This window comes from Halomonas colorata (assembly GCF_014897985.1).
GTDB lineage: Bacteria > Pseudomonadota > Gammaproteobacteria > Pseudomonadales > Halomonadaceae > Vreelandella > Vreelandella colorata.
Genome location: NZ_JABUZA010000032.1, coordinates 19,347 through 43,858, shown reverse-complemented (window position 1 = coordinate 43,858; position 24,512 = coordinate 19,347). Strand labels below are relative to the sequence as shown.

Below are 24,512 nucleotides of genomic sequence, written 5' to 3'. Positions count from 1 at the left end.
CCTGCCGCTGTACAAAGAGACTCAGGCGGCTGACGTTGATCTTTCCGAAGAATAGCGATGCACACTGATGGACGGCAGAAACGGCTCAAAATCGACCCTGGCATCCTTTCGACGTTCGCGCTGATGATTGGCGGGCTCAGAAGGCGGTGTCCGCAGCGAAGGCAGAAGGCCGGTGCGAGGGTCTGGCGCAACAATAATCGGCAATGAAGAGTTGAAAGCCAGCGAACGAGGCGGCGGGACATCATCTATCTCAGCAAAATGCACGTTCGCACGCAGCTGTGGGCTTTGTTTATGCACCAGCGCCAGCGGCTCACCAGGCGGCAAGCTGGCCAGCTTTTTCAATTGAATCTCAATATGCGGCTTGTCAGCCCCGAGCTTGATCAGGCGCTTTTCTGCCTCCGCCATGCTGATTTTGACAATTGACCGGCCTGATGTCTGCCAGCCAATACCGATATGGCGGATCGGATGCTCAAGAACGTACACCGTTCGCACGGTCTTCTTCAGGCTTAGTCTGGCCAACCCAGCGGTATTCAAGTGCTGGCGCAAGTGCTGATACTGGATGCCTATTTCTTCCTTGAGTTGCGATTGCGATGTATAGACGGGTTTTGTCTGCTTTATCTCATCGGCAATGGCCTTGAACGCTTGCTTTTGCTCATTCAGCGTATCAAACCGCTGCCTCAGTTCAGGCGATGCCGCAATCACGCCTGAATGCTTGGAGGTGACAACGCCGGAGGTTCCGGCTTCGTGCCACATGTCCATCAAAACACGTCGTAGCCAATCGCTGTCTGCATGGGCCGCACTCATCGCCCAGGCGTGAGGCTTTTCCTTCTCATACTGCAAACAGATGTCATCGACCGTTTTTACCAATCGACCAAAGCATTCGCTCGCGTCGTGAATCAACCGGAAGCGTCGATGATCCTTATCCAGCGTCTCATGAATGTCGTTTGGCATAGCGCCTCTCCGCTGAAAGTTCGTTTACCTATATCAGTATAGCAAGTCGACCAAGATTTCCCAGCGCCAAAACTGCCTAGAAAACCGTGCTTGCGGGCCGATGGTGCCTACAGGTTGCTTGGTATCGTGAAACTGGGAGCAACCGTTACAGGCTTGAACCCACCCGATTCTTATATAGGGGACATTTCAGGATTCTTATATAGGGGACATTTCAGTTAATTCTGATGGCAGTGTTTTGACCGGACGCGGGCGCGAAGGCGAAACGATTACCGTCGAGCGTGAGGGCGTGAGCCTGGGCAGCGCAACGGTTGCCGCAGGCAATCAGCATCATTTTGAATGAACTCGTCACCAGCGGCGAGGTGTTAAACCTTGAGGCGTCAGGAGGTGCAACGGCAACCTATCTTGTGCCGCCTGGTATCAATGCGCCGGAGCCTCCGAGTAACATCCGCGTCGACAGTAGTGGGGAGTATGCACTGGGTCAAGGGACGCCAGGGGAGACAGTGGTTGGGGAAGACACTGCCGGTAATCAAATTGCTCCTGATAACGCCCAACTTTCTTACAAAATATTGTATTAAGGTGGGTGTCAGAACTTATAACCAAACCGACCTGACTGCAACCGAGCGGCTTTTTCCCGATGATCTTTGGTTTCGTCGAGAACATACCGCTCGGTTGTCACCACCGACGCATGACCCAACACTACCTGAATTTCCCGCATCGACATACCGGCTTCACGCAGGTCTGTTGCACAGGTGCGCCTTAGATCGTGGGGAGCCAGCTGCAAGTTATCCGGTAACATCTTGCGTAAGCGCTCCAGACGATTATTGACGCTGCACAGGCTTAACGGTGTTTTCAGATACTCTTTGGCCGGTGCTTTCTGTTTCACCCAAATAGGATTGAACAGATAGCCCGCGTCACGCCCACGGTACTGATCCAGATACTCATTGAGTCGCCAGGCCACACAATCCGGCAATGTCAGTGTGCGCTGCTTTTGGCCTTTACCCTCAACCGTGATCTCGTTTGTCGCAAAGTCGATGTCCTTGAGCTGGATACTGACCGTTTCCGCACGCCGCAAACCTACCGCCGCCATCATCGCAATCATCAGGCCATCTCGAAAATCACGCGCCGTCGGTTTCTCATCACATAAATCGAGCAAGGCTCGTATGGTCTGGGCGCTATGGGCGGTTCCCGCTCGTTTGGCGTGTGAATAGCGGGCGGATTTGACCTGCTTGATGCGATCCAGGGTGGCATGACTGATCTGATCGAGCATCCAGGCTTCTGTCGCAATGCCCCGTATGACAGAGCGCACGGCATTGCGTTTGGCTGGCGACATGCCCGCGTCACGATAGCTGGCCAGTATCTCGCTGACCACATCCGGCGTCAGCGTAGCCCAGTCCACATAGTCATAAGCAAAGGCTTGATTAGGGTGAAGCGCACGACCGTCACCATTGGGTGCTGCCAGTTTTGGCGGCTGGGGAGCCCCGAGTGCCTTGGTGGCAATTTCGTTAATGAGACTCCGCTTTGAAGATGCGCTCGCGGCGGATTCCTGGTTGCGCAAATGCCGGTGGGCAGGATTCAGACCACGGGGAAACGGCTGGCTCAGATCATGCCGCACCCGAACAGGCGGTGTTTCATAATCCATCAAGCCGGTTGAGGCTGATGCAGGTAACACACCGGCCAGCGCGTTTGACTGGCTCACACCCACGAGCGATTTGTCCTGGTGCATAGCGATTTTCTCCAAAATACAACGGATACCTTATACACGGTATCAGTAAAGGCCGTAATCATCATTGAAGCTCAAGTTTAAAACAGCGGTGGCTAATCTTGTCAGCACGCTGGAACCCCTTTGTTCATGCCATTCTATAACTATATTTAATGCTGGTTAAAGGTAGTTATAGAATCAGCTCAGGTCAACCGGCCCCTGAAACCTGGCGACGATTTTGCTGTAGAGATTCGATTTAGAAAACGGGCTTAGGCAATGCGCATAAAAAAACGCCCGCTGGAGGGTGTGCGGGCGATGTGCTATGGGAGGCACCAGGATGCTGAAAAAGCACCAAAGGAATCGAGGATCAACCATGCAGCAAATCATCATCTGATTGCTGACAACCATGTTACCGGCGATTGGCGTTTGGCTATGTCACCGGAGGCTTGGAAAGCTAAACAGTTTTGCCTGTTTTACGCTCATTGCTTTTATGCCTCTTGATAAAGATATAAAAATCAATGCTTTATAAAAGTAGAAAAATCAGTCGCAAAGTCAAAAAAATAATATAATTTGTTTAATATCAACTATTTAAGGATGAAAAAAAGGTTATCACCGATCCCCATACGCGAATTCTGAGAAAGTTTGCGGTGAATGCCCCTTCAGGATGGCACGTTTGGACGTAAAGCTGCTCCCCAGGTATCTGGCTCAACACTGTGACGGGTAACACCTACCCGAGAAGCAGGTAATATCAAAATCGAGGCTCGATTGCGAAATGATTAAGAATAAAATCCGCGTGTTATAGGTTCTTCGGGATCGTCAGGATCATCAAGGCGCACACGATTGGCGTCAGCCGACGTGCCTTTCTGCCCTTTGCTTGCATCCGTTTTTCCTGATACCGATGGATTGCTCGGCATCTCACCGCGTACCTTGAAGGCAGGCTTGGCCTGATCCTGGTCATCACGCATTCCCATCGAATCGCAGGCATCGCACGCCCAAAGCGGCTTCTTTTTCTTGGACAAGAGGCTCGCGGTTTTCTCGGCACCACAGACCGGACAGGCTGGCCCTGTTAAGGGACTTTTCGCCCATTCGCCGCGTTCCCTGAAAACGCGCCCTGGTGAGCCATCGGTGTCGGCATAACATATCGAATCGCATTGACGGCAGACCAATATAGGATGCTGATCTTTCTTCGTTTTTCCCTTGAAGGTGTGGTGCTCATGGCAGACAGGACAAAGCGGGCCGTCAGGTTGTCGCTCGACTTTTTCTCCCCGAATCACGAACGCTGACCCAGGCGCGCCGTCCTGATCACCGAATAGCGAGTCACAGGATGCTTGCCCCTGGTAGTCCTGACAGCGCCAGAAATAGTTGTCTTTGCCCTTCTGTTTGAAGCGCTGAAGTGGATTATGACACTCTGGGCATTGGGGCGCGTTGGCCAAAGCATTCTCGCGCTGGCGCTGTAGTTCGGCATCGTCATGCGATTTTAACGGCCCCTTGAAACAGGTCGTGGGTTGCCCGTTTTCCGTCCTGAAGTGACACCCACATTCGGGTTCCAGGCATACATAGAAAGTCAGCTGCTTTTTCTGCTTGGTCGTGGCTGTACGTTGGTATAGCGCGTTCCCACAATGTCGACATGAATACTCAGACGCCTTTTCCTTGGGGGCCAGTTCCCTGGCTTGCTTCAGCCATCGTGTTTGCGCGTCAGGCGCGAGCTGCGAGCGAATAAACGCGTCCATTTGCGCCAGAAAAGCGTCCATGGACAGGCTGCCATCTTCCACATTGCGAAGCGCCGCCTCAAAGATACCGGCCATATCCGGTGTGCTCAGTTCAGGCGGCATCAAACGGTAGTGAAACAGCCCGCTAGGCGTCACGCGGATGGTTTTCTTCTCACGCTTTAGGTGTTTGTGTTGCTCGACCAGCTTTTTGACGATACCGGCTCGCGTTGCTTCGGTGCCAATACCATCATTTTCGCGTAAATTCTTCTTTGTTTCAGGGTTTTTGACGAAACGGTGTATATTCGTCATCGCCGTAATCAAGGTGCTATCAGTGTACGGTTTTGGTGGCTTTGTGACCTTCTTTTCACCAAGAATCGACGTGCCTTCGGCCACATCTCCTGTCTGCGTGGCGGGCAAAGATTGATCTTTGTCACCTTCGGCACCGGCATCGTCGTCGTCTTTTGTTTCCGTTACCCCCGCATACACCACTTCGCGCCAGCCCTGTTCGATCCAGACCTTGCCACGGGCAACAAAACGCTCCCCAGAGGCATCCGGTAGTCCCACCTCGATCTGAGTCGCATCATAGAGTGCGTCAGGCATGAACTGAGCGACATAACGCCGACACACCATCTCGTAAATAGACCGCTCCTGCGCTGTCAGGTTGGCCACATCGGCGACAGACACCTTTTCTGTCGGGATGATACCGTGGTGCGCCGTCACCTTCTTGTCATTAAAAGCGCGGGACATGATACCTGGATCGGCTTTCTGGGCCGCCTCCGTCAACGTGTCCAGGTTAGCGCCAACCGCTTCCAGCGTTGCACTGGCGGCACCATGCTGATCGTTCGGAAGATAGCCCGTGTCGGTACGGGGGTACGTCAACAACCGATCCTTTTCATAGAGTTTTTGCGCGATGTCCAATACTGCCTGCATATCCAAGCCAAGTTGCTGGTTGGCGGCCTTCTGCAAGTCGCTTAATGAGTACGGCAGCGGCGCACGCTGTTTTTTGCGCTCGGTTTGCGAGGCCAAAATGGAAACGGCTCCTGGCACCTGGCTTTCCAGTTGCGCCAATACATCAGGGTCAACCAGCCGACCGGCCTCGTCCAACCCTGGCTGTCCGTCTCGGGGGTGCCACTTGGCTATAAACGCCCCGTTACCATGACGAACAGCCAGCTCTACATCGTAGTAGTTGTGCGGGGTAAAATGCTGGATGTCGAGATCACGCTGGGCCACCAGTCCTAATACGGCACTTTGCACACGCCCGACAGATAGTGTGGCCTTAACACCCGCCTGATCCGACAACTTGCTGTACAGGCGGCTACAGTTCATACCCAGCAGCCAGTCCGCCCTGGAGCGCGTGGTGGCTCGTCGTGTCAGATGGGCAAAGTTCGCGTTGGGCTTGAGGTTCTGAAAGGCTTTGCGAATGGGGGACGGGTTCAAATCCGCGATCAGCACACGGCTCACCGGCCCCTGCCAGCCCAGGTACTCGATCACCTCATCAACCAACATGTTCCCTTCGGCGTCCAAATCTCCAGCATTACAGACTTCGCCTGCCCCTTGCATCCCCTTCTTGATCTGCGCCAGCATCTTCTTTTTGCCTGCATCGTTGGGCGATTTCAGCTTCCAGGGATCAGGATGAATCGGCAGGTCGTCTATCGACCAGCGTTTATAGCGCTCGTCATAGTCTTGAGGATCGTACTGCTCAAGGATATGACCCGCACATGCCACGATTCGGTTTTCATCGACCTCGAAAATACCGTCCGCATTCCGCGTGGGGCGTCCAGACGACAAGGCTTCTGCTATAGCTCTGGCGACGTTGGGTTTTTCAGCAATGACCAGGCGTATTGACATGGATTGGCCTCTTAATACTGTGTGGGGATTGGACGGGTTGGCGTCGCATGGCAGTGCTGATCGGCTTCCAGCGCCGCGCACTCTTGAACTCGCCTTTCGTTGTCGCGTCTATAGCGTGAAATGTGATGGCGGTGGCGCTGGATGGTGCTTTCTAGCGCCTCGATGGAGGCAGACAGGGGTGAGTAGGGATAAGGACGGTATCGAAACGGCGCATCCGGCATAAAAAGGCTCCTGAGACTGGTTATCGGATACGCTACAACACTTAGGCGTCAGTCAACGGCTGCGGAGGTAGGAAAAATCGGGGTAAAGGTTTCATCTATTTGTTGATTAATGAGATAGAGTCAGAGTCAATGCTTTCCAAAAAGTGAAAAACCCCAAGCCGGTATGGCAAGGGGTTTCACTTGTGCTTGTCGCTGTTTGCAATGATTCGGTGAGCAATGAAAATCCCGTAAAGCCCAATGCTGCAAAACAGCAAAGTGAATAGGGATATTGTCACATAGAGCGCCATGTTAGGACTCCTTGTTGGCAACCTCATCTGCATGACGGGCAGCGGCATCGAGAACGATAGCCACTACCCAGATTAACGCACCTGCACCTAGTAGCAAAAGGGTCAGAAAAAAGGCGGTCAAACCGCTTCCTGACAGCAATACACTACCTGCGCCAGTACCCAGCACGCCAAGTCCCATCTTGCGAAGGTCTTTGGAGACTTCCAAGAGAGTAGCAGGCGGTACGCTATGCAAAGGAGGGACATTAGCTCCCCCGAGTTTCAGCGCTTTCCAGCGTTTTTTGATTGACTTCATAAGCATTACCTCATTTTTTGAGGGGGTAATGCCCCCACGGGGCGCATTACCCCGTGGGTTGAAATTAAATGTTGCGATAGACCCGCCATCATAAAACTGCCTGATGGATGCTATCTATGAGTGCCTGACGTGACGGAAATGACGGTATGCCGTGTTGCTTTAGCATGTCATTCCAGTCAATGCCTTTGGCATCGTTTGGGATAATGGCATCGGGCAGCATGATCACGACCCTGACACCCTTTTCCTTCATCCGTGCCTTGAGTTGTTCAGCGGCCACTTCACCGGCCCTGGAACGGTCACGATCAGCCCATACGACCAGCGTATGAACGTCAGACGGAGGATTGAAACCGGCCAGCAGCGTGGCATTGACACACGACCATGTTGGAAGACGTGTGGCATTGTACGCGGCAGCAGCCGTCTCCATACCTTCAGCAAGCCCCAGAATACCCCGAGGCATCGCTAAGGGGATGGCCCCGCCGGTCACGCTCATGCCAAGGGGCAGCGCGAGCATCTTGCGGGGATGATCGACATTGGCCTTCCCTGCCCCATCGTGTGACAGGTAGGTACGGTGCAAGGTCGAAATCTGTCCGTGTTCATCCCGAATAGCCGCCACCAAGGCAGGATAATGCCCCAGTACCGCTATCTGTTCCTGGATGATCACCTCACCGGAAGCCGTCACTTCCTGTCGCTCAATGGCACCGTAGTACGCCAGCTCTGGATGAAATCGCACTGAATGGCCAGCGGCCAGTGCGTTCAGCATGGCATCGCTATGCGCAATACCACGGCTACCCAGATAGGCGTTGACGGCCTGCGAGCGAGGATCGGTTAACGCCAGAGTTTCACCCCAAAGCGTCTGCAACCGTTTCCGGTGTTCCTGTTGATTCACTTGCTGTTGTTGCGCCAGCCGTTGCTTGGCCGCTTTCGCCGTTGCCTGTGCATCATGGTTGGCCTGTCGCAGTGCAGAATGCACACGCTTGGGCTGACCTGCATGGCGCTTGCGGTAGGGTTCCATGCCCAGAATTAACGCCACTTCCGTAACGGTCGTGCGAAAATCCCAGTCGTTGAGCCACATCAGCAGTGAAAATCCGTCTGTCAGCGCACCGACATTGGGATCATTGTGAATGCCACCACCGCTTTCATCGAGATCACGGGGAAACAACCGAAAGCCGTCTGTTCCCTCTCCCGTCTTGGGGCAAGGAACATGGCGACCAGGTTTGCCAAGTGCGGGGGCCAACGCGCTGAAATGACTGAGAATCGTCACCCAGCTGCCTCGGGCTGCCCGTTTCACCTCATCGGTTTTGAAAAATTCACTGTCACGATCAATCATCATGGGCGAGTCTCCATTGGTTTTCGGGGCTTCCGAAAACCACCGCGTTGAACGCAGGGGCTTTAGGGAAGCCCCGAAGGGAGACACGCCCCCTCAAGGGAGTCGTTATCTCCCCTGGGGATGAATCATCTTGCGCCGCTACGCCGTCAAAGACGTGTAGCGACGTTGGCGTAGTTCAGGATCAGCCTCTTTGACGACCTCATATAACTCGCGGACTTTATAAATCGGGATGGCACCAGCAAAGCGATAGTGCTGACCATGCCCCATTAAAAAAGCCGGAGTACAAGGCACCCAACGGGCGTTGTCGATCTTGAACTTGGTAGTTTGTTGCAATCCCTGGCCATCATGTAGCGTGTCGATCAGGATTTGCCCACGCAGCACGCTATCGAGCTTCTGCGTAGTGCCAGGTGCGATACACACAGCGCCGTTATCGTCATCCACATCCACAATCAACACGGGCCGATATTTCGGCCCAGGACGATGCGGTGTTTCAGACTCGGGCATCCAGGCGTAAATCACACTGCCAACAAAGTGATGGTTAGACGGCACCATGTCGCACCTCCCGTTGGAAGGGTGACGTGAGTGCGCCGTTGTTCAGCCAGAAGTCGTCACGATCCCGTTCGCGTCGGATGGTCGTCAGTGGTGTACTGATACCTCCCAACTCGCGTGCCAGAATGCGACGGATCAACTGCTCAGGGGTGAGATGCAGACGACGTGCCTGCGAGAGCAGAACGCCATACATGACCTCATGTTCCTGATAGTGAACGGTGAATGTTTGCATAGAGCCTCCAGATCAAAAACGGACGCTCCCTGGCCCCTGCGGGCAAGAAAACGCCCGCATAGGGTGTGTGAATTAACCGGCTTTCAGGTGCTTGTTCAGCAGTGCATCCATCCGGTCTTCCTGGGCCAGCGCTTTTTTATAAGCGCTTTCCCAACTGCGTAATGTCTGTTCTTCACGAAACGTCAGCACGTCACGGCAAGCCGTGTCGTAGCGCTTTCGCATCGCCAGAATCGACAGCATTTCCTGAATCCGCTCTGCCAGTGTGGCAGCAGATTGGCCAGGCATAGGTGTTACCGGCACGCTCCAGGTGATTCGGCCTTGCTGCGCGTCAATATCAATCTGGAGTGTCGAGGGTGAAGTGTTCATGGCGAACCTCATCTGTTATCGGGGAACGCCACCCCAAAAGGGAGCGAGCCCCCTGCTTGGGAAAAGTGGTGATGTCGATGCTTACCAATCTCGGGTCTTCATCTGCTTGGCAGTGAGGATTGTCCGTGACCGAAGGGCATCAGGATCGTCGTAGCCGAGCATGGTGCAGCAGTTCAGAAATGACAGCGGATTGTCCGTGTCATCTGACAGCAACCATTCACGAGCCTCGGAACGAGTGAACTGCCCCGCAAAGGGACTGCCCACTGAATACAGCGATGCTTTCAGGAAATTCTTGACGAAATTCAGGATCACATCATCTGTCCAGAGCTGCTTGTTAGGCGTGAGTTGCGGTGGTGTCTCAGTCTCAACAACGGATAAACGGCTTTCCGTTGGTGCGACATTCTCCTGATCACTGTCATTGGCAGCGGGTTTCAGGAGATTGATACCTACCTCAAGGTACGCCTCATAAAGCAATTCCAATTGAGCGTCATTGTGGCGGCGTATTGCCATACCCACCTCCTTGGAAGGCAGGCACACCACCCCCAGAGGGGGCGATATACCCCCTTCTGGGTGAAGACAGCCACGGGTTGACCGTGACGTAGTGTGTTACTTCAGGATGGCAGCGCGAGCCACATCCATCAGCGTTGCTTCCAGGTCGGCAAGATCATTGACGACCGTGGCGTTGTCGATAAGCCCCGTGATGGCATCATTGAGAATACCGATACCCACGAACTCTACCGATTTTGATAACTCCCGAATGGCTCCCTGGCAGGCCCAATGGTCATTGGGTTCCCCGTCAGTCAGCACAATCATCACCTTGCGTTCCTCGGACGTTTTGCTTAACTCAACGCCGCTGTACCAAAGGGCTTCCGCTAATGCAGTACTCCCCTCAGGGCGTACTGCAAAGCGAGGGAGCGTCTTGTGATTCAATGTTTCGCCGTGGCGTAGCATTGGCGTGATTTCATCGCGTGATGCAAACGCAGTGGCTCCCACGTTGACCCCTTTGATGCGCAAAAGGGCTTGTGTGAGCGCCATACAGGCATTTCTTGCTATCTGAAATGGCATCTTGATCCCCAGTTTTTCACTGGAATCCGCCTCGCCCATCGCGTTTTCAATGTCAGAGGCGTCGATACTGCGCGCTGCCACACTCGGCATGTCAGCATTGGCAACAAACATCGACCCTGACATATCCACCAGGATATGCACGGCGGCATTCGGCTTTTTCACACTGTCCTTGGCACTGAAGATGCGGGTATCCCCCACAGACATCCGTGCTAGGTGCTTTGTGTTAATCCGCTTACCACGACGTGCAGGCCGTACCGGCTGCCGTTGTGTCGCCTCTACCAGCCCCGCTAGGCGGTTCTGGAGCTTATGCGATGTGGCTTGAACATGCGCTTTCAGTGCATGGCCCAGGCCATCCCCATGTTGCTTAACGAGCAACGCATCACCGTTCATGGCGATAGTGCTGCTGTCAGGAATGGTCACAGGATTGGGATTGTCAAAATCCTGATCCCGATTCATATCCGCCCGCAGCGCACTCATGGGGTCTTTGATGTTGTCGTCAGCCGTCGCCGTCAATACAGAGCGGGCATTTTGCTTTGCCGTATCAGCATCAACGTCGCCCTGACGACTTGTGCTGGAGTTCTGGCGGGCATCCCCATTGGGATCATCCGCGCCGTCACCCGTTGCACTATCCTGGTCAGCATCGGTGTCATCACTGTCACCTTGACTGCCATCATCTGCATCCGAGTCCTCATCACCGTCACCACCGCCTGCGTTACCGCTGGCCGTATCATCGGTATCCGTATCATCGGAGGGTGTGTCGCCGCTTTCCCCCGCAGCGTCGCTGCCTTGGGTATCACTACCGTCGTCAGCCTTATCACCATCGTCAGCCGATGTTGAATCATTGCTGCCTTGGGTATCACTACCGTCGTCAGCCTCATCGCCATCGTCAGCCGATGTTGAATCGCCACTTTGTCCCGCGTCATCAGAGCCGTTTTCAGTGGTGTCATCCTGAGAAGAATCATCACTGTCGCTATCCGAATCATCGGGATTGGAGGGGTTGTTGGCTTCTTGTTCCAGCATGTCCATGATCGCTTTGGCAAGTGCCGCTGCCTCACGGGTGCTGGTAATGTCAGCTACCTGCCCAAGCAATCCTTTCAGGCGTATGCGAGCGCCTTTTGCGAATGCCTGAGTCATGGCCTTGTCGGCCTTGTTGAGCGCATCTTTCAGCATGGTCTGCTTGAGATAACGACAACGCAGGTAGTAAAGGCAATACATCTGCAAAATGCCGACCGCAGGCATTTCATCTGAAACGTCCTGCACATAACCGGCTTGCTTCAGGTAGTGCCAGATGGCATCGAGTTCCTTGGCCACGCCTGGGTAGGCAATGACCATTTCCCGCTCGATACGAGCGTCCTCGATGATGTTGGTGAGCGACGCATGGACGCCTGGTTGGCGATGCACCGTAAAATCGGTAAACCGCACATGCGAGGCTTCATGCGCCAGATAGCCCCAGATCACCTCTTTCGGATAATCCGACGAGATGTTGGGAACCACAATGGTTTTCCCGTCCGTATATGCAGAGTTGTCATCGTTGCCAATGGCGACGCTAACACCCAGTTTACGGCCATAGGCCGCTGCGACAATCGGAAGGGCTTTCTGAAGTGTTGAGGCTTGCTTGCTCATTATGTACTCCTAGCATCATGTAAGAGCACACCCACCCCGAACGGGTGAGTATGCCCGTTCTGGGTGGTGAGTCAGGTAGCGCCTTGGTGTTTACCAAGCGCCCCAATCAGCAGACGCAACGTGCTGGGTGTCAGGCGTGGGTGATGGCGCTGGCGCGTCATCATCCTGAGCCTTGTCCCCTTCGGTTAGCGTCTCGGTGGTCGCATCTTCATCATCGGATAGCAGGCTATCCAGATCACCGAACATGCTGTCGAAATCATCTACCTCGCTACGGCCACTGGCAGCTTCCTGGGCGCTATCGTCATCGACTGGCGATGGCGAAGTGCTGTCGGAAACCGGCGCAGGTGCCGTCTCGGTGGATGAATCCGTGGTGGGTTGATCGAGGTCATCACCGCTGGCCGTTGCCTCTGCCGCATCACCGGCATCGTCCTGGTCAGCATCAGGGGTTGTCGCTGTCGCGTTACCACTGAGATAGGTGTGAATCTCGTCGGTGCTCATCACAAGCGCGTTATGCTTGAGTTGAGCCAGGTTGGTGCCTGTTACGCTGGCATCGCCATAAAGGTCGATGGTTTGCTGTAACAGCTCATGCAGGGCATCAAACTTGGCATCAAGGAACGTCAGTCCCCCGACTTTGAACCGCATGTTTTGCCACGTTGCCCTGGTGCGCGGGTCAACTTTCGTGACCGTTGATTTGCCGTACTTGTCGTAGAACTTTCGGGCAGTTTTCTGAATTTCAGAAATCAGCGAATCGCTCATTTCTTCTTTTCCGCCAACGTGTTCTTCCGCACCGGCCACAGGGGCCAGCTGGTAGATTTTGAAGTTGGCAGAGATTCTGTCACGCACGTCTTCAACAGGAAGCGCCGACCGGCGAATTTCCTTGGAAAACCCAGGATTATCATCAATCCAGGCTTCCAGAGACGCGTCGTAAGAAGTTAAGAAATGCTCTTTGGCATCCTCAAACTTCTTGATGAGCGTTTCCAGCTTTGGCACGACCTTGGGGATGACCTCTTGTGGAACGGCATAGCCGCCCATCAGAGGAACCCCGTGATCTGTCACCGTGCTACGGATGGTTTCGCGCAGCGTGCGGAATACCCTGAGCGTGTCAGGGTCGCAGATTTTCTTGTTGCCAATCTGCGCCACCTTGGCGGGAGGCAGCTGACCGCCATCACCAAGACGAATATCCTCGGCTCTGAGCTGGGTTTGGCCACTCCAGACGGAAACATCGAGCTGTACCAGGGCAACCTGATCCAGTGTTTCGGTGTTGGTGTCGGCAGCGGATGTGTTGTTGCGAGTCATCATGTGGTATCTCCAGAATGGAAACGCGCACATAACCCAAGCGACACGCACAACTCTCCCGCAACGGGATGATTGTGTGTCCCGTCGGGTAGGTAGTGCGCTATATGAAAGCCACATAACCGGAATGGTTATGGGAGTCTTGAGGTGTTAACAGTGGGCTGCTAACGAAGTGAAGTCGTGTGTTTTAAGTGCTCGGCAAACACTATGCTCAAAGAGCAACCGTTTTAGTCTATCGGGCCTAATCGCCATCTTCAAGCAAAAAAAAACCCGCCAACGGCGGGTTTCAGTCCGGTTAAAAGAACGCATCGTTAATCACGCGGGTTGGACGGTTGGATTGCTCCACCACCTTCTCGTCGTTGATATGACGGGGCGCTTCTTCTGTCACCGTGATGCGATGGCGCATCGAACTGGATTTACGGTAGGCATCTAGCGCCTGAGTGTCCAGATCAAGCTGATCCTCGACAATCTTGCGATAGTTGACGCTACCTTCCTGCTCATACTGCGTGACCAGCACACCCGCGAACTCGCCGCTTTTGAACTCATCACCCAGCAGGCCCAGCATCGTGTCAGCCAACGGCTTTTGCTGTTCCTGAAGGTGCTTGATACGGGCTTTCATATCGTCAATTTCTTTCTGATATGTCCGGTAGTAAGCCGCTGCTTGCCGCCACTGCTCCGCATCCTCCCCTTCAGGGATATAATGATCCAGCACAGGGTCTTTATCCGGTGCTGACTGGGTTTGTACCTGCTTCCAGAACGTCGCTACGTCGCGCAGCAGTTGCTTGGCAAACGCCGCATCGCGCTGGATTTCAAACGACTTCAGCTTGATGCTGCCATCGTCATCTTCCTTGCCAAATACCAGTGTCCCTTTGGGAGCCAGTACGCAGAGCATCTGGAACTGCATCTGCACCCAATACATGCGATACGCTTCGGATTGCTCCTTTTTAGCGACGATCTCAGCCCAGACCTGTCGACTTGGTGCCTTGATCTCAACAGGGTGATTATCATCGTTGATGCCATCCAAAGATGCCCGCAAGATAGGCGATTTCTTGGACTGCACACACACAGGCAACATCATCGCGCCTGTTTGATTTTCCCATTCAGCGCGGATAGAAGCCTCAAGGGCGTTGCCGCGTTTGACGTTGGGATTTCTGGAAATGTCGGGCGCACTGGCATATCCGGTCTTTTCAGCCCAGAGCTGCCATTTCGACTTGTAAGGACTTTCACCGGCAATGACCACCGCATCTGTCGCGGTAATGCCCTGCCTGCGCCAGTCCAACCAGTCTTGCTCGCCTTGCGTGACATTGATGATATCGAAGTGATGTGTCTGCTGTGTCATGGGATTACGCCTTCATCATATGATCCCCATGAGCACACAAGCCCCCGTGGGGCAATGTGCGCCCACCAGGGGTTTATTGAGTATCGAGTGCCATCGCAAACGCGATAGCCCCGACCAGTGAGGTAATAGAGAATGCCGCCAAAAGCCAGATCATCATGCAACACACCGCCTTTCCTGGAGGTGTGAGCGACGTGACAATAATGCCTGATAGCGCTTCTCGCCTTCTTCAAAGGAGAGCATTCCACTATTGATCTGCTGCAAAATCGACGTGATTTCGCAACCGAGTTGCCATGTTGATGTCGCGCTGAGTCGTACCAACGCCCCGTTGTCCAGCCGGTGAAACCCCGAATGAATCAGCTCATCCAGCGTCTCGACGGCACTGTTAAAACAGGCATGGCCATGAAACCCGTTATCCGCGTAATACTGCGCACGAAAAACGGAAGGATCAGTCGGATCAACCAGAATGGTCGCCCATTGCTGGATCGTTTCGTTGTACAGCTCAACGCCGCACAGCTTTCCAACATCTCCTTGGCAGTGTTCACGCACCGCCCGCCAGGCGTTTTCAAACTTTTCAGCGCGCATTTCACGCGCAAAAGCTCTCATTGCTGAACAATTTAACGCTCTGGCCTCATCCATCATGTCCTGGTAGGACTGATAGACAGAGTGGTGCAAAGGAAATAGTGCCATGGTGTGCCTCATGCAATGTCATGCGGACACACCCTCCCCAGACGGGAGGATATGCCCGTCTGGGAAGGTGAGTTGAGCCGGAGGCTCAGGTGTGAAAACGCTTACGCTACATCGTCAGACTGATCAGGTGCCGGAGCCCCCCTCTGCATCATCGGATGAAGCCGCTTGCGCCGCGTTGTCTGAATCGCTGTCGTCGTCAGTGCCAAGCGGTGAGTGCATAAGCTCTGATTCCGTCAGGTCGTTCACAAAACGCTTTTTAACCGCGTCGCCCAGGTTAGGATGCTTTTGCACCCACTCCATTGCGGCACGCCAGCAGTGCTTGGCTTCAGCTCGCGCCAACAGCTGCTTGCGCATATTGTGTTCACTTTCGCTTAACTCACTGTCATCAGCGGGCGGCAAAAGTGCGGAAGAAGGCGAACTCGGCGTGATGTCGACTTCACTCCCCTCCTTAGCACGGTTATTGCGGATGTTTTCGGCCTCATCGGCGTCGTAGACACCCGAGAAACCAAACGCCATGCGAATGGCCTGGATCAAGACCTTGTGGCGGTGCATACGCTTGGTATGCGTTTGCCATGGCCCTGACCGGCCCTTGCGCGGCGGCTTGTACACTTCATCCAGATGCTCGCGCACCGTGATGGAGGTCATGCCTTTGATGTGCATGGTGCATTCGATCCATTCATAGCCGTCTACTTCTGCTCCAGGCATCCGTAACATGTTGTCGGAATACCGGAACTCGTAGCCCTGATAATCAGGCTGGCGGCGCAGGATGGATACCCAGCCATCCACACCGATCACGGGGATAATGCCGCCTTTATCGGGGAAGGCATAAATCTCCTTGGTCAGTGGGTTTAACCCATACTGTTCAGCAACGATGCAAAGCATCATCAGCTGTTCATTGGTGGGCTGCTGGCCGTAAGGCACCTTGAAACAGTCGTTTTTCAGCACGTTCCACAGTTTTTCTGGCTCGACATTCCCCAGACGTTCCGCCATGCGGACAAGCAAGGGTTTTTCGTTATCGCCAGTTGACTGCGAAGTGTGCTGCGGCTGTTGCTGGATAGGTGATTGCATCATGGATTCCTTCTTTCAGAATGAAAAAAGGGGCATCACCTATCCCCTGGGGGCATCGGTGATACCCCGTCAGGGTGGTGTGTCTAGTTAAAAGAACGCATCCGGTATTCGCGTTGAACGAATATCAAGGGGTTCTCCTGCCAGACCGAGTTGGATGGCCTTGTCTAGCCGATAATCGTGCAGTTGTGCGTCTGAGACGCCGCCTGTACGCATCACAGCAGAAAGGTCACTCCAGCTACGTCGCGTGTCAGGCAACAAGGTGCCTTCATCGTCGCTGAACTGGATTTGCGGCTCATTCTCCAGGCGAAATGTCTGGTGAAAGGTGTTGCTGATTGCTATCAGGCCAATGAGTAAGTCAGCGTCCTGGGGCAGCGTCAGGATGCCACTGCCCGTCATATCATCGGGACAGATGATGTTGGAGCCAAACTGATCTCCCAGCCAGATAACAGAGGCGTCACGTCGCAACAGCTCCCCCTTCTCAGGGGAGCATGTCAACGACAATACCTCGGCGACTTCTTGACAGCGCTCCCAGAGCACGTCCAGGTACGCTGTCATATTGGGCTTGTCGATCATTTCTGACGCCCAATACACCGCTTTCGTGTTCACAAGCGCCATAAGCCTTCTCCTTAGTCATGCCATTCGGGAAAAATAGCATTGCACAGCTGGAGGATGGCTTCACACTCATGATCATTCAGGCGGCGAAGATGCGCCATTTGCAGTGCATAGGACAGCGCGTTGCGTTCACCGTCAGCATTGATGCTGCTACGGAATTGAACGGCAAGTTGCGCCCACAGCACCATTTTGCGTGTCGAGAGCGGTTCAGACATGGCGACTTTCTCAGTGCCAAACTCCGTGTCGACGGAAAGCGTCTGTTCCCCTTTGAACACCTCGCGCACTTCATTCGCCACATCAATCATGGCGTCGTGGATCGCCTCACCAAGCTCCGGTGCGACTTTCGCAAGAATGTCTGCCTCGACCTCTTTGCTGGGATAGTCAACGGTCATAAACCGATAACGATCCATGGCGGCCATATTCTGCATGGCGATACCGGCATACTGCCCTGTATCGTCACCATTACCCATGGAGTTTGCTGTAGCGACAATGCGGAATCCAGGATGCGGGTAAATCACCTCACCTGCATTCTGCGCAATCACCAAGGGTCGACCTTCAAGAATGTCATTCAGGCCGGTCAATTCTGCCGGTTCCATCATGTCAATCTCGTTGAGTACCAGAACATGCCCCTCCTTCATGGCCAGCGCCAGCGGGCCATACTGGAATTGCATTTCAGGCGGCGCACCAGGCGTTGTCGACATCATGGCGTGATAGCCCACAAGGTCAGTCATCTCGGTGCGGCTGGTGCAGGTAATCTGCTGTACGGGCCAGTTCAGGCGGGCGCAGACTTCCGTGATCAGCGAAGTCTTACCCGTGCCTTTATGGCCGGAAATGTACAGCCCCGTATTCAGCGGGTATTCCAGAAACGCCAACGCTTCCCTGAGTTTGTCCTTACGGAACACATAGGTATCGTTGCGAGTTGGAATAGAAACGTGGTGGGGATCAGCATATCCTTTGACCGAGAATCCTTTTGGTGCGTCGATCCCGAAGGTATCAGCGACAGCGAAAGAAGTGACGGCCTGGAACTGCTCAGTTTGCATAGCGGTCATGATGGTTTTCCTCATAAGAATGAAAAAACCCTGTCACGACACACACCACCCCCGAGGGGCGGTGTATGCCCCAACAGGGTAGGTTGCTATTGCACGTCAGCCGAGATTGACAGCGTGCATTGAGTGCGTCTGTTTATTTAGCGTGTTCAGCAACACGTTGAAGGTTTGACCTTACTGGTAAGGGTTGTAGCCTTCGTCCGATGCGTCATCAGCACGCGATGATGATGATGCAGCATGAGCGGGTGTTGAGCGCTCGCTACTGCCTCGGCGCATTTTTTTCCACTGTGCGTAGGAAAGAAACGCTGCCAGGCAGACGATAGCCGCAATCCCCATTCCCAAGACCATGCGTAGGCTCTCGGTATTGGCGATGCCCCAGTCATGAAGCACCCAGGCGTAGGTGTGATCCGTCAGATAGAGATTATCATCCACCCAGTTTTGCAGTGTGGGGTTCAGATCAATCCCTTCTTCTTCGACTTCCTTCAGCCGACGCCTCATGTTTTCAACCCTTTCCTCTGGGGTCGACATAACGCTCTCCATAAGCTCGATCCAGCGGCGGTGAAGCACGCTGGCGTGTCATCATGTCGAAAATGTCATGCCCAGCATGTCATTTCCGGTTGTAGAAAAAACCCGTGGCGGTGACTGCCTCCTGTCCAAGTGAACGCGATAGATCGCCTTGGAGATAGTCAGACACATCGCACTGAAATTGTACTAGAGCCTCGCCTTGACGCTGACGCTTTGCAGCGAGCGCGTTGGCGGAATCCTCGAACAATCCTTTAGTAACAGGTTTCATCAAATCACGCACCGGCTTGCGGTGGGTGAAGTCTGAGCGACGACGTAAAATCGTCGGAATGTCATAGATTGCCAGTTCATCGTCAGAAAGCGAGGGGTTGGCATTCTGTTTTTGCGTAGACGCCGGTTCAGGGGTCGTCTCGACAGGCTTGGGCGTTTCCACAGGGGTTGCACCGCTGGGCTTGTCGTCCTGCGAATCCTCATCTGCGAAAAAGGACAGGAAGCGAACCGCTGCCAGGCCAATCACGCATAGTAGCACTACCAGCAAAAACCCTTGAAGGAATGCAGGCAGGCCAAGATGGAAATGAGGGACGTAAAGTGTCATGAGTGTATCTCCTGATGAATTGCATGATGCAATACGAAGACACACCATCCCCATGCGGGAATAATGAAATCTCCGCATTACGGGGGGGAATGAAACACCGACGAACGAATGTCGTGGTGGTGGTGCGAGGCTAAACCGTGAAGACGGATAGCAGATGAAGTCGTGTGTTTTGAGTGCTCGGCAAACACTATGCTCAAAGAGCAACACAACTACTTTAGCGGCTAGGCGATCAGCCTTCAAGCGAGCTTTTCACAATTGCTCGAAAATCAAGGCTTCAGAAGCCCTTGGTAGCGAGGGGCTGCTTTTAAGCTGGGGATGGCAAACCATCAATGGAGCTTTTATGACCGACACCAAGCCGCAACATGTCATTGAGATGACACCTGCCACCTCTGATCTTTCTCGCCCTGTACTGCACCGCAATATGGCGCTTTACTCACGGGAAGCGCAGCAGGTCGCCCGACGCCTGCTGGATCGGGTGGGCTACAGCCTGTTCTCGATTGAGGTGATTTTACAATTGATTGCCGATGCGGATGATATTGATAAGGTTGAAGACATCATCGTGCAGGACATCCAGAAATCCGGCACCGTGCTGACGGATGAATGCAAGCGACTCGAAAAGCTGATGGCGGATGCGGGACTCTCTGAAGCGGATGTCCCGACCTATACGCGCCCTGCCGAGGTGCGTATGGAAATCAGCTCACCGCTCGTTGTTCATTACGGTCAACTGCTCATCTTGCTCGATGAAGTGATGAAGTTACTGCATACACTCTGGCTGAACAGCGCCATTGATAAGCGCCAGGATCGTCTGGCCCGAAAGCAATGGACGCAGCATCTCAATAAGCTGTCGACACGCATTATCGAAATTGAGCGGCGAACGCGAAAAAAGGCCAGGGCCAGCGGCAAGCAAGACGACGTGGCCAAGACCGCGCCGGTAAGGTCACGCCAGAAAAATCAAGCTGAAAAAGAAGCAAACGACGCTGGTGAGGCATCGCCGTCTGACACCTCGACCGTGGATGCCCCCAGCAACAACGACGAAGAAACCGATCCACCGGCGTCTGGTGAACAATCCCGCGAAACAGCCGCCACCGCGTAATACCCCTTCTCCCCCTTCTCCAGAACGCCGCATGTCGCTTCCGACATGGGGCGTTTTATTCACGAACGCCACCTATTTCGCACTGGCTAGGCCAGTCCAACGTCTCGGATACGATATCACCAGACCCCTTTGGAGAGCCTACAATGCCCAATGCCTACCGACTTGCAACGATTATCCTGTTACTGCTGGCCCTATCGCCGCTCGCCCATGCCGATCAGGCGTACCTGGCGTGCCTTACGGACGAATTGAAAGGCTCAGAGGCCGCTTATGACGAATATGTGTCCGCGCTGAATGAGACGACCACCCTGTTCGACATTGCACCGGCCATTATGGTGGCCATCAAGCTGACGGAATCAGGCCGGAGCCTCAATGCCAATGTCACCAACCACAACAACAACGGCACTATCGACCGTGGCTATTACCAGGTCAATGCCGATGTCTGGCTGCCGGTCATGCGTGATCTGGGGCTTCAGGTTTCCGGCGAGGATATGCACGATGTCCGCAGCAACTCGCTGATGGCAGGCTGGGTGTTGCGCCGCCAGCTCAATCGTTTTCCTGACTCACCGTACAAAGGCGTAGGTCACTACCATCGCGGCGGTGGCACCAGTGATCATGCCAATGCGATTCGCTCGCGGTACATGAGCAAATTTATGGCGCATTTAAGGCGTCTGGCAGCCCGTTGCCATTAACTCGGCTAGGGCGCTCTATTGCTGGTGTCATTATCAGTAATTGATGCGACATAAATTATGTTGTATCAATTGCTTACGCTAAGGTTTTCACAATATAAAGCGACAAAAAAGCTAGAATTTGCTGCGACTGTCCAGCGAGACTTTAGTAATTGGCGCGACGAAGGCACCAGTAGCCTTTTCCATCAAAGTCGGTGTCGTGTCGTTAAAGACATATCGTTCTCGTCGCTTTTGCTAACTTTCAACCCTTTTGTTTCTATTTCATGCTCTATAATTTTGGATTCAGCGTTAAGCTTTCGTGCCCGTGCTATTGATTCCTTTCCGATATATCTTCTGACGTTAATCTCATTACGTGACCAGTCTCGGTAAGATATCACCCATGTGTACAGCAACCACACTGCAAAGCCAAATAGTCCAAAGGCAATAATGCCGACTATAATTTCTAAGTAAAACAGCGTGGAAAGCAGCCCATTTAGTGCAGGGCTATTAAATTGGTTCATAACATTACCTTGATCAGTTGTTACCGGCTTTTTCGGTTAGAGAAAGGGATGCTCCCCCACCGGCATAATAGGTCGCCTCTAGCGAACCATTTTTCAAAAGATTATTAGCCCTGGTGCAAGACACCCCCTGGTATTCCCAACGCCACTCATATTGCCAACAGGTTGCGCGAGGCTGTTCACCTGCTGTTCACCTGCTTTAATCCGCTCGATCACTTCCTGTTGCTTCATGGGTTTTCCTTTGTTAGTGGTTGATTTCGGCAGCGGCCCACTTGAGCCGCTATTGAAAGCCCCCTAGCGCCAGCCAGGGGCTTTTCCTATCAGTTAGCAGTTTCCGCGAATGTGCGTTCCAGCCAGGTCGCATCAACGGTCTCAACCGTGGTTGCACCGTCTCCAGCAGTGAGTGCTTTGACGATCTTTCGGGTCCACTCCTCGTTTTCTGCCATCTTCGCCTGGGCCGCCCTGAGAGCCTCCCTGGCCTGGGCCTTGTCTTGGCCAGGAAGCATTGCCATCGCGGCTTTAGCTTGACCCTGGAGCCCTTCGAGAGCCGCATACGCTCCCTCTGGCAGTTTTCGATGTGTCATGTCCTCTCCTTTTCCTATGACTTTTTCCTATATTTACCCGTTTGGATCAAAAACGAGATTTTGAAACTGTTTTCTTAACTCATGGCCGCGTGCTGTAGCCCACCTTGGAGGAGCAGACAGAAGCTCAGTAGCACCATCTGAAAAGAGGTGAAATTCAGCATGGCAGCACTGGCAATCAGCAGGCCGTAAAGGATCATCAAACTCTCTTACAACAGTGATTTGCACAGCAACGATGCTTTCACAGTTAGGGCAACACACAGACATTTCGTCGCTTTCTGGCCAATGGTTATTCATTACATCAACTCTCCCATATCAGCTAACTTCTTCTTTAGGGGTGGTTTTTAGTCATTTGCACGCTTTTCATTGCCATATCTACTCCAACTTAAGGCCAACATATATAGGCCGGAATCAACCAAAAATTACGACCCCGCCAAGAACTAATAAGACAATTGAAACAGCAAGCCTCCCATGCTTTTCGTAGTTATCACCCCCGAGCAGATGGTTTTTTATTTTGGATGAGATCAATACGATCAGAACATCTCCTAGCGACATAACCAGATTGGCGAGAGTTCCAATAACAAACAGCATCAGGACAGGATTGTCAGCTTCTTGAGGAAGAAACTGGGGAATGAATGCGAGATAAAATAGCGAACTCTTAGGGTTCAGCACCTCTACAAGAGAGCTCTCCTTAAAAGAGGATGGTCGAACACACGCCACCTTGCCAGCTTCAAATTCATGCGCCCAGAATTGATATAGCTTACGAAAACCTAGATATAGAAAATAGCCACCACCTGCAAAACGCAAACAATCAAACAACACTGGACTGGTGAGCAAAAAGCTGGCTACTCCGGTCGCAGCAATTATCACATGCACCTGCGAGCCACAGAAAACACCAACCACTACCCTGAAGCCCGCAGCTCTCCCCTCCGCCACGGTTCTTGAGATCGTGTAGAGCATCGCCGGCCCCGGCACAAATACAAATACCAGGCAAGAGCTGAAAAAAAGCATGTAATTTCCCATGGCTATAGCTCATCGCCTACTACAATTCCAAGATTTTTACTATAGCTCCTGATCTCATCTCTTACAGAAGCTATATCAGCTTTGCACAAAGCTGGCATCATAGCCCTAACGTAGTCATTTATTGCAGTGTCTCGGTCAAATATATCTTTATCCTGATCCTGAATCCGTGATGCCGGCGTCGACACTTTCCCTATCGCCGTCAGCGAGCATTTTTTGACCTCCGATTCCGTCTCAACCGCCGAATGCATCTCTGCCATGGCCAACCATAGCGGCATCGGCCGGCGACGATGACCCGTTTGCTCATGCATTGCTACCCGCCGGGTACGGTGATGCTGGCTGCCGGTGACCGTCAGCCCTCTGCGTGGTGCCTTTGTCCGACAGACGATCAGCATGGCGTGCCTCGCGGATAGCGCAGGCGGCTTCGCAGGGTGTTCAACACCGTCATGCGTCCGATGTCCTGCCCGAAGTCGAGGATGATCTGCCGCGCCTTTTGAACCACGAGCGCCGCACGATGCACCAGCTCTTGTAGCACGGTGCGGATCCGGCGCCGCTTGGCGGGATGGCGCACCGGGCTCAGCTCGCCGGTCATGCCCAGCTGCCCCATCAGCCGCAGGATGTTGTAGGCCAGCTGGGCGAGGTGCAGGATCAGATCGTTGGTGGCGAACTTGCCCGACGGCAGCCGCTCCAGGTCGAGATCGGTCTTGATCTCACTGTGGAATTGCTCGTGGGTGGCATGCGCCTGGTAGCGTTTGATCACCGCCTCCGGCGCCTCGTCCAGGCTGGTCCACCAGCCTTCCAACTCATAGTCCGGTTCGAGCAGCAACTGGCCATCGCGATCGGCGGTGCGCTCGACCAGGCGCATCACGCGTTGGACGACGTATTCGGTCTTGTTGTCGTCGTGGATCGAGACGGTCTGCGGCCACAGCGCCTGGCGCTTGCCAGGACGCAGCTCTTCCCAGTAGTCCGCCGCCACAGCCAACCAGGTATCCTGATCGGCCGTGGCCGAGCCGCGCGGGTTCCATTTGACGACATAGTCGAGCCGGCGCCCCTCGTCGGCAAAGACCTGGCGCTGCTGTTCGAGAAGCGCCAGGTGCGCCTGGCTGTCGAAGCCGCTGTCCTCGCGTAACAGGATCGGTTGCTCGGTCAGGCCTTGGGCGCGAGGCAGTACCCGCTCCAGGAAGGCGTTGCTCTCCTTCATGGTGTGCTCCCGGCTTATTCATGAGGCCAACCTGAAAACGAAGATAGCGGATGGTATTCTCTTGAAAATTCAGTGTGTTCCGCCAAGAACCTGAACCGAGAGA

Annotated in this window: 25 protein-coding genes and 1 pseudogene; 2 read left to right on the top strand and 24 right to left on the bottom strand. The window is 53.7% G+C overall.

Translation table 11 applies throughout. The features are described 5' to 3' along the window. Positions 1-21: 21 nt before the first annotated feature. From INT33_RS15020 to INT33_RS14935, 18 genes are all read right to left on the bottom strand, one after another. Entirely contained in the window at positions 22-951 is a 930-nt protein-coding gene (locus INT33_RS15020) for a hypothetical protein (RefSeq protein ID WP_192539778.1), read from the bottom strand. A 583-nt stretch (positions 952-1,534) separates the two neighbouring features. Beyond that, positions 1,535-2,674 carry a tyrosine-type recombinase/integrase gene (locus tag INT33_RS15015; RefSeq protein ID WP_192539777.1) on the bottom strand — a complete coding sequence of 380 codons (1,140 nt, stop codon included), beginning with the start codon at positions 2,672-2,674 and terminating at the stop codon, positions 1,535-1,537. Between the two features lie 752 nt (positions 2,675-3,426). Beyond that, the gene (locus tag INT33_RS15010) at positions 3,427-6,207 is read right to left on the bottom strand and encodes a DNA topoisomerase 3 (protein ID WP_192539776.1); all 2,781 of its coding nucleotides are present in this window, start codon (positions 6,205-6,207) and stop codon (positions 3,427-3,429) included. A gap of 509 nt (positions 6,208-6,716) precedes the next feature. Next, positions 6,717-7,007, bottom strand: coding sequence for a hypothetical protein (locus INT33_RS15005; RefSeq protein ID WP_192539775.1), 291 nt, complete (start codon positions 7,005-7,007; stop codon positions 6,717-6,719). An 88-nt stretch (positions 7,008-7,095) separates the two neighbouring features. Beyond that, positions 7,096-8,337, bottom strand: coding sequence for a DUF7146 domain-containing protein (locus INT33_RS15000; RefSeq protein ID WP_192539774.1), 1,242 nt, complete (start codon positions 8,335-8,337; stop codon positions 7,096-7,098). Between the two features lie 135 nt (positions 8,338-8,472). Next, positions 8,473-8,886 (bottom strand): type II toxin-antitoxin system PemK/MazF family toxin, encoded by a 414-nt coding sequence (locus tag INT33_RS14995; RefSeq protein WP_192539773.1) that lies wholly within the window; start codon positions 8,884-8,886, stop codon positions 8,473-8,475. Beyond that, positions 8,873-9,115, bottom strand: coding sequence for a hypothetical protein (locus INT33_RS14990; protein WP_192539772.1), 243 nt, complete (start codon positions 9,113-9,115; stop codon positions 8,873-8,875). The genes INT33_RS14995 and INT33_RS14990 overlap by 14 nt, the downstream gene beginning before the upstream one ends. Before the next feature lie 72 nt (positions 9,116-9,187). Further along, complete coding sequence (locus INT33_RS14985) at positions 9,188-9,481, bottom strand: hypothetical protein (protein WP_193092296.1); 294 nt, start codon at positions 9,479-9,481, stop codon at positions 9,188-9,190. 81 nt (positions 9,482-9,562) lie between these two features. Next, positions 9,563-9,991: a hypothetical protein gene (locus tag INT33_RS14980; protein WP_193067869.1), complete on the bottom strand. Its 429-nt coding sequence runs from the start codon at positions 9,989-9,991 to the stop codon at positions 9,563-9,565. Between the two features lie 96 nt (positions 9,992-10,087). Continuing rightward, complete coding sequence (locus tag INT33_RS14975) at positions 10,088-12,169, bottom strand: VWA domain-containing protein (RefSeq protein WP_193085864.1); 2,082 nt, start codon at positions 12,167-12,169, stop codon at positions 10,088-10,090. 90 nt (positions 12,170-12,259) lie between these two features. Then, entirely contained in the window at positions 12,260-13,468 is a 1,209-nt protein-coding gene (locus tag INT33_RS14970; protein ID WP_193085863.1) for a DUF3150 domain-containing protein, read from the bottom strand. 289 nt (positions 13,469-13,757) lie between these two features. Then, complete coding sequence (locus INT33_RS14965; protein ID WP_193085862.1) at positions 13,758-14,801, bottom strand: YqaJ viral recombinase family nuclease; 1,044 nt, start codon at positions 14,799-14,801, stop codon at positions 13,758-13,760. Positions 14,802-14,954: 153 nt separating this feature from the next. Further along, complete coding sequence (locus tag INT33_RS14960) at positions 14,955-15,488, bottom strand: hypothetical protein (RefSeq protein ID WP_193085861.1); 534 nt, start codon at positions 15,486-15,488, stop codon at positions 14,955-14,957. A 123-nt stretch (positions 15,489-15,611) separates the two neighbouring features. Next, on the bottom strand, positions 15,612-16,556 hold the full coding sequence (locus INT33_RS14955; RefSeq protein WP_193085860.1) for a RecT family recombinase: 945 nt from the start codon (positions 16,554-16,556) through the stop codon (positions 15,612-15,614). An 87-nt stretch (positions 16,557-16,643) separates the two neighbouring features. Then, positions 16,644-17,171 (bottom strand): hypothetical protein, encoded by a 528-nt coding sequence (locus INT33_RS14950; protein ID WP_193085859.1) that lies wholly within the window; start codon positions 17,169-17,171, stop codon positions 16,644-16,646. Between the two features lie 11 nt (positions 17,172-17,182). Further along, positions 17,183-18,217, bottom strand: a complete 1,035-nt coding sequence (locus tag INT33_RS14945) for an AAA family ATPase (protein WP_226940220.1) — start codon at positions 18,215-18,217, stop codon at positions 17,183-17,185. A 171-nt stretch (positions 18,218-18,388) separates the two neighbouring features. Further along, positions 18,389-18,742 carry a hypothetical protein gene (locus INT33_RS14940; protein ID WP_193085858.1) on the bottom strand — a complete coding sequence of 118 codons (354 nt, stop codon included), beginning with the start codon at positions 18,740-18,742 and terminating at the stop codon, positions 18,389-18,391. A 79-nt stretch (positions 18,743-18,821) separates the two neighbouring features. After that, complete coding sequence (locus tag INT33_RS14935; protein WP_193085857.1) at positions 18,822-19,331, bottom strand: hypothetical protein; 510 nt, start codon at positions 19,329-19,331, stop codon at positions 18,822-18,824. A gap of 340 nt (positions 19,332-19,671) precedes the next feature. On the opposite strand from INT33_RS14935, the gene INT33_RS14930 reads away from it, so the two are divergent. Next, positions 19,672-20,424 carry a hypothetical protein gene (locus INT33_RS14930; RefSeq protein WP_193092295.1) on the top strand — a complete coding sequence of 251 codons (753 nt, stop codon included), beginning with the start codon at positions 19,672-19,674 and terminating at the stop codon, positions 20,422-20,424. Positions 20,425-20,567: 143 nt separating this feature from the next. Beyond that, positions 20,568-21,113: a transglycosylase SLT domain-containing protein gene (locus INT33_RS14925; RefSeq protein WP_193085855.1), complete on the top strand. Its 546-nt coding sequence runs from the start codon at positions 20,568-20,570 to the stop codon at positions 21,111-21,113. 182 nt (positions 21,114-21,295) lie between these two features. On the opposite strand, the gene INT33_RS14920 is transcribed toward INT33_RS14925, so the two are convergent. The 6 genes and pseudogenes from INT33_RS14920 to INT33_RS14905 all read right to left on the bottom strand — a co-directional run. Further along, entirely contained in the window at positions 21,296-21,610 is a 315-nt protein-coding gene (locus tag INT33_RS14920; protein ID WP_193085854.1) for a hypothetical protein, read from the bottom strand. A gap of 93 nt (positions 21,611-21,703) precedes the next feature. Beyond that, the gene (locus INT33_RS21375; protein ID WP_264298942.1) at positions 21,704-21,838 is read right to left on the bottom strand and encodes a hypothetical protein; all 135 of its coding nucleotides are present in this window, start codon (positions 21,836-21,838) and stop codon (positions 21,704-21,706) included. 89 nt (positions 21,839-21,927) lie between these two features. After that, positions 21,928-22,191 (bottom strand): hypothetical protein, encoded by a 264-nt coding sequence (locus INT33_RS14915; protein WP_193092294.1) that lies wholly within the window; start codon positions 22,189-22,191, stop codon positions 21,928-21,930. Positions 22,192-22,265: 74 nt separating this feature from the next. After that, positions 22,266-22,388, bottom strand: coding sequence for a hypothetical protein (locus INT33_RS21370; RefSeq protein ID WP_264298941.1), 123 nt, complete (start codon positions 22,386-22,388; stop codon positions 22,266-22,268). Between the two features lie 211 nt (positions 22,389-22,599). Further along, entirely contained in the window at positions 22,600-23,211 is a 612-nt protein-coding gene (locus INT33_RS14910; protein ID WP_193092293.1) for a LysE family translocator, read from the bottom strand. 385 nt (positions 23,212-23,596) lie between these two features. After that, positions 23,597-24,421, bottom strand: a pseudogene (locus INT33_RS14905) (IS1380 family transposase); the annotation flags it as partial. Positions 24,422-24,512: the final 91 nt, after the last annotated feature.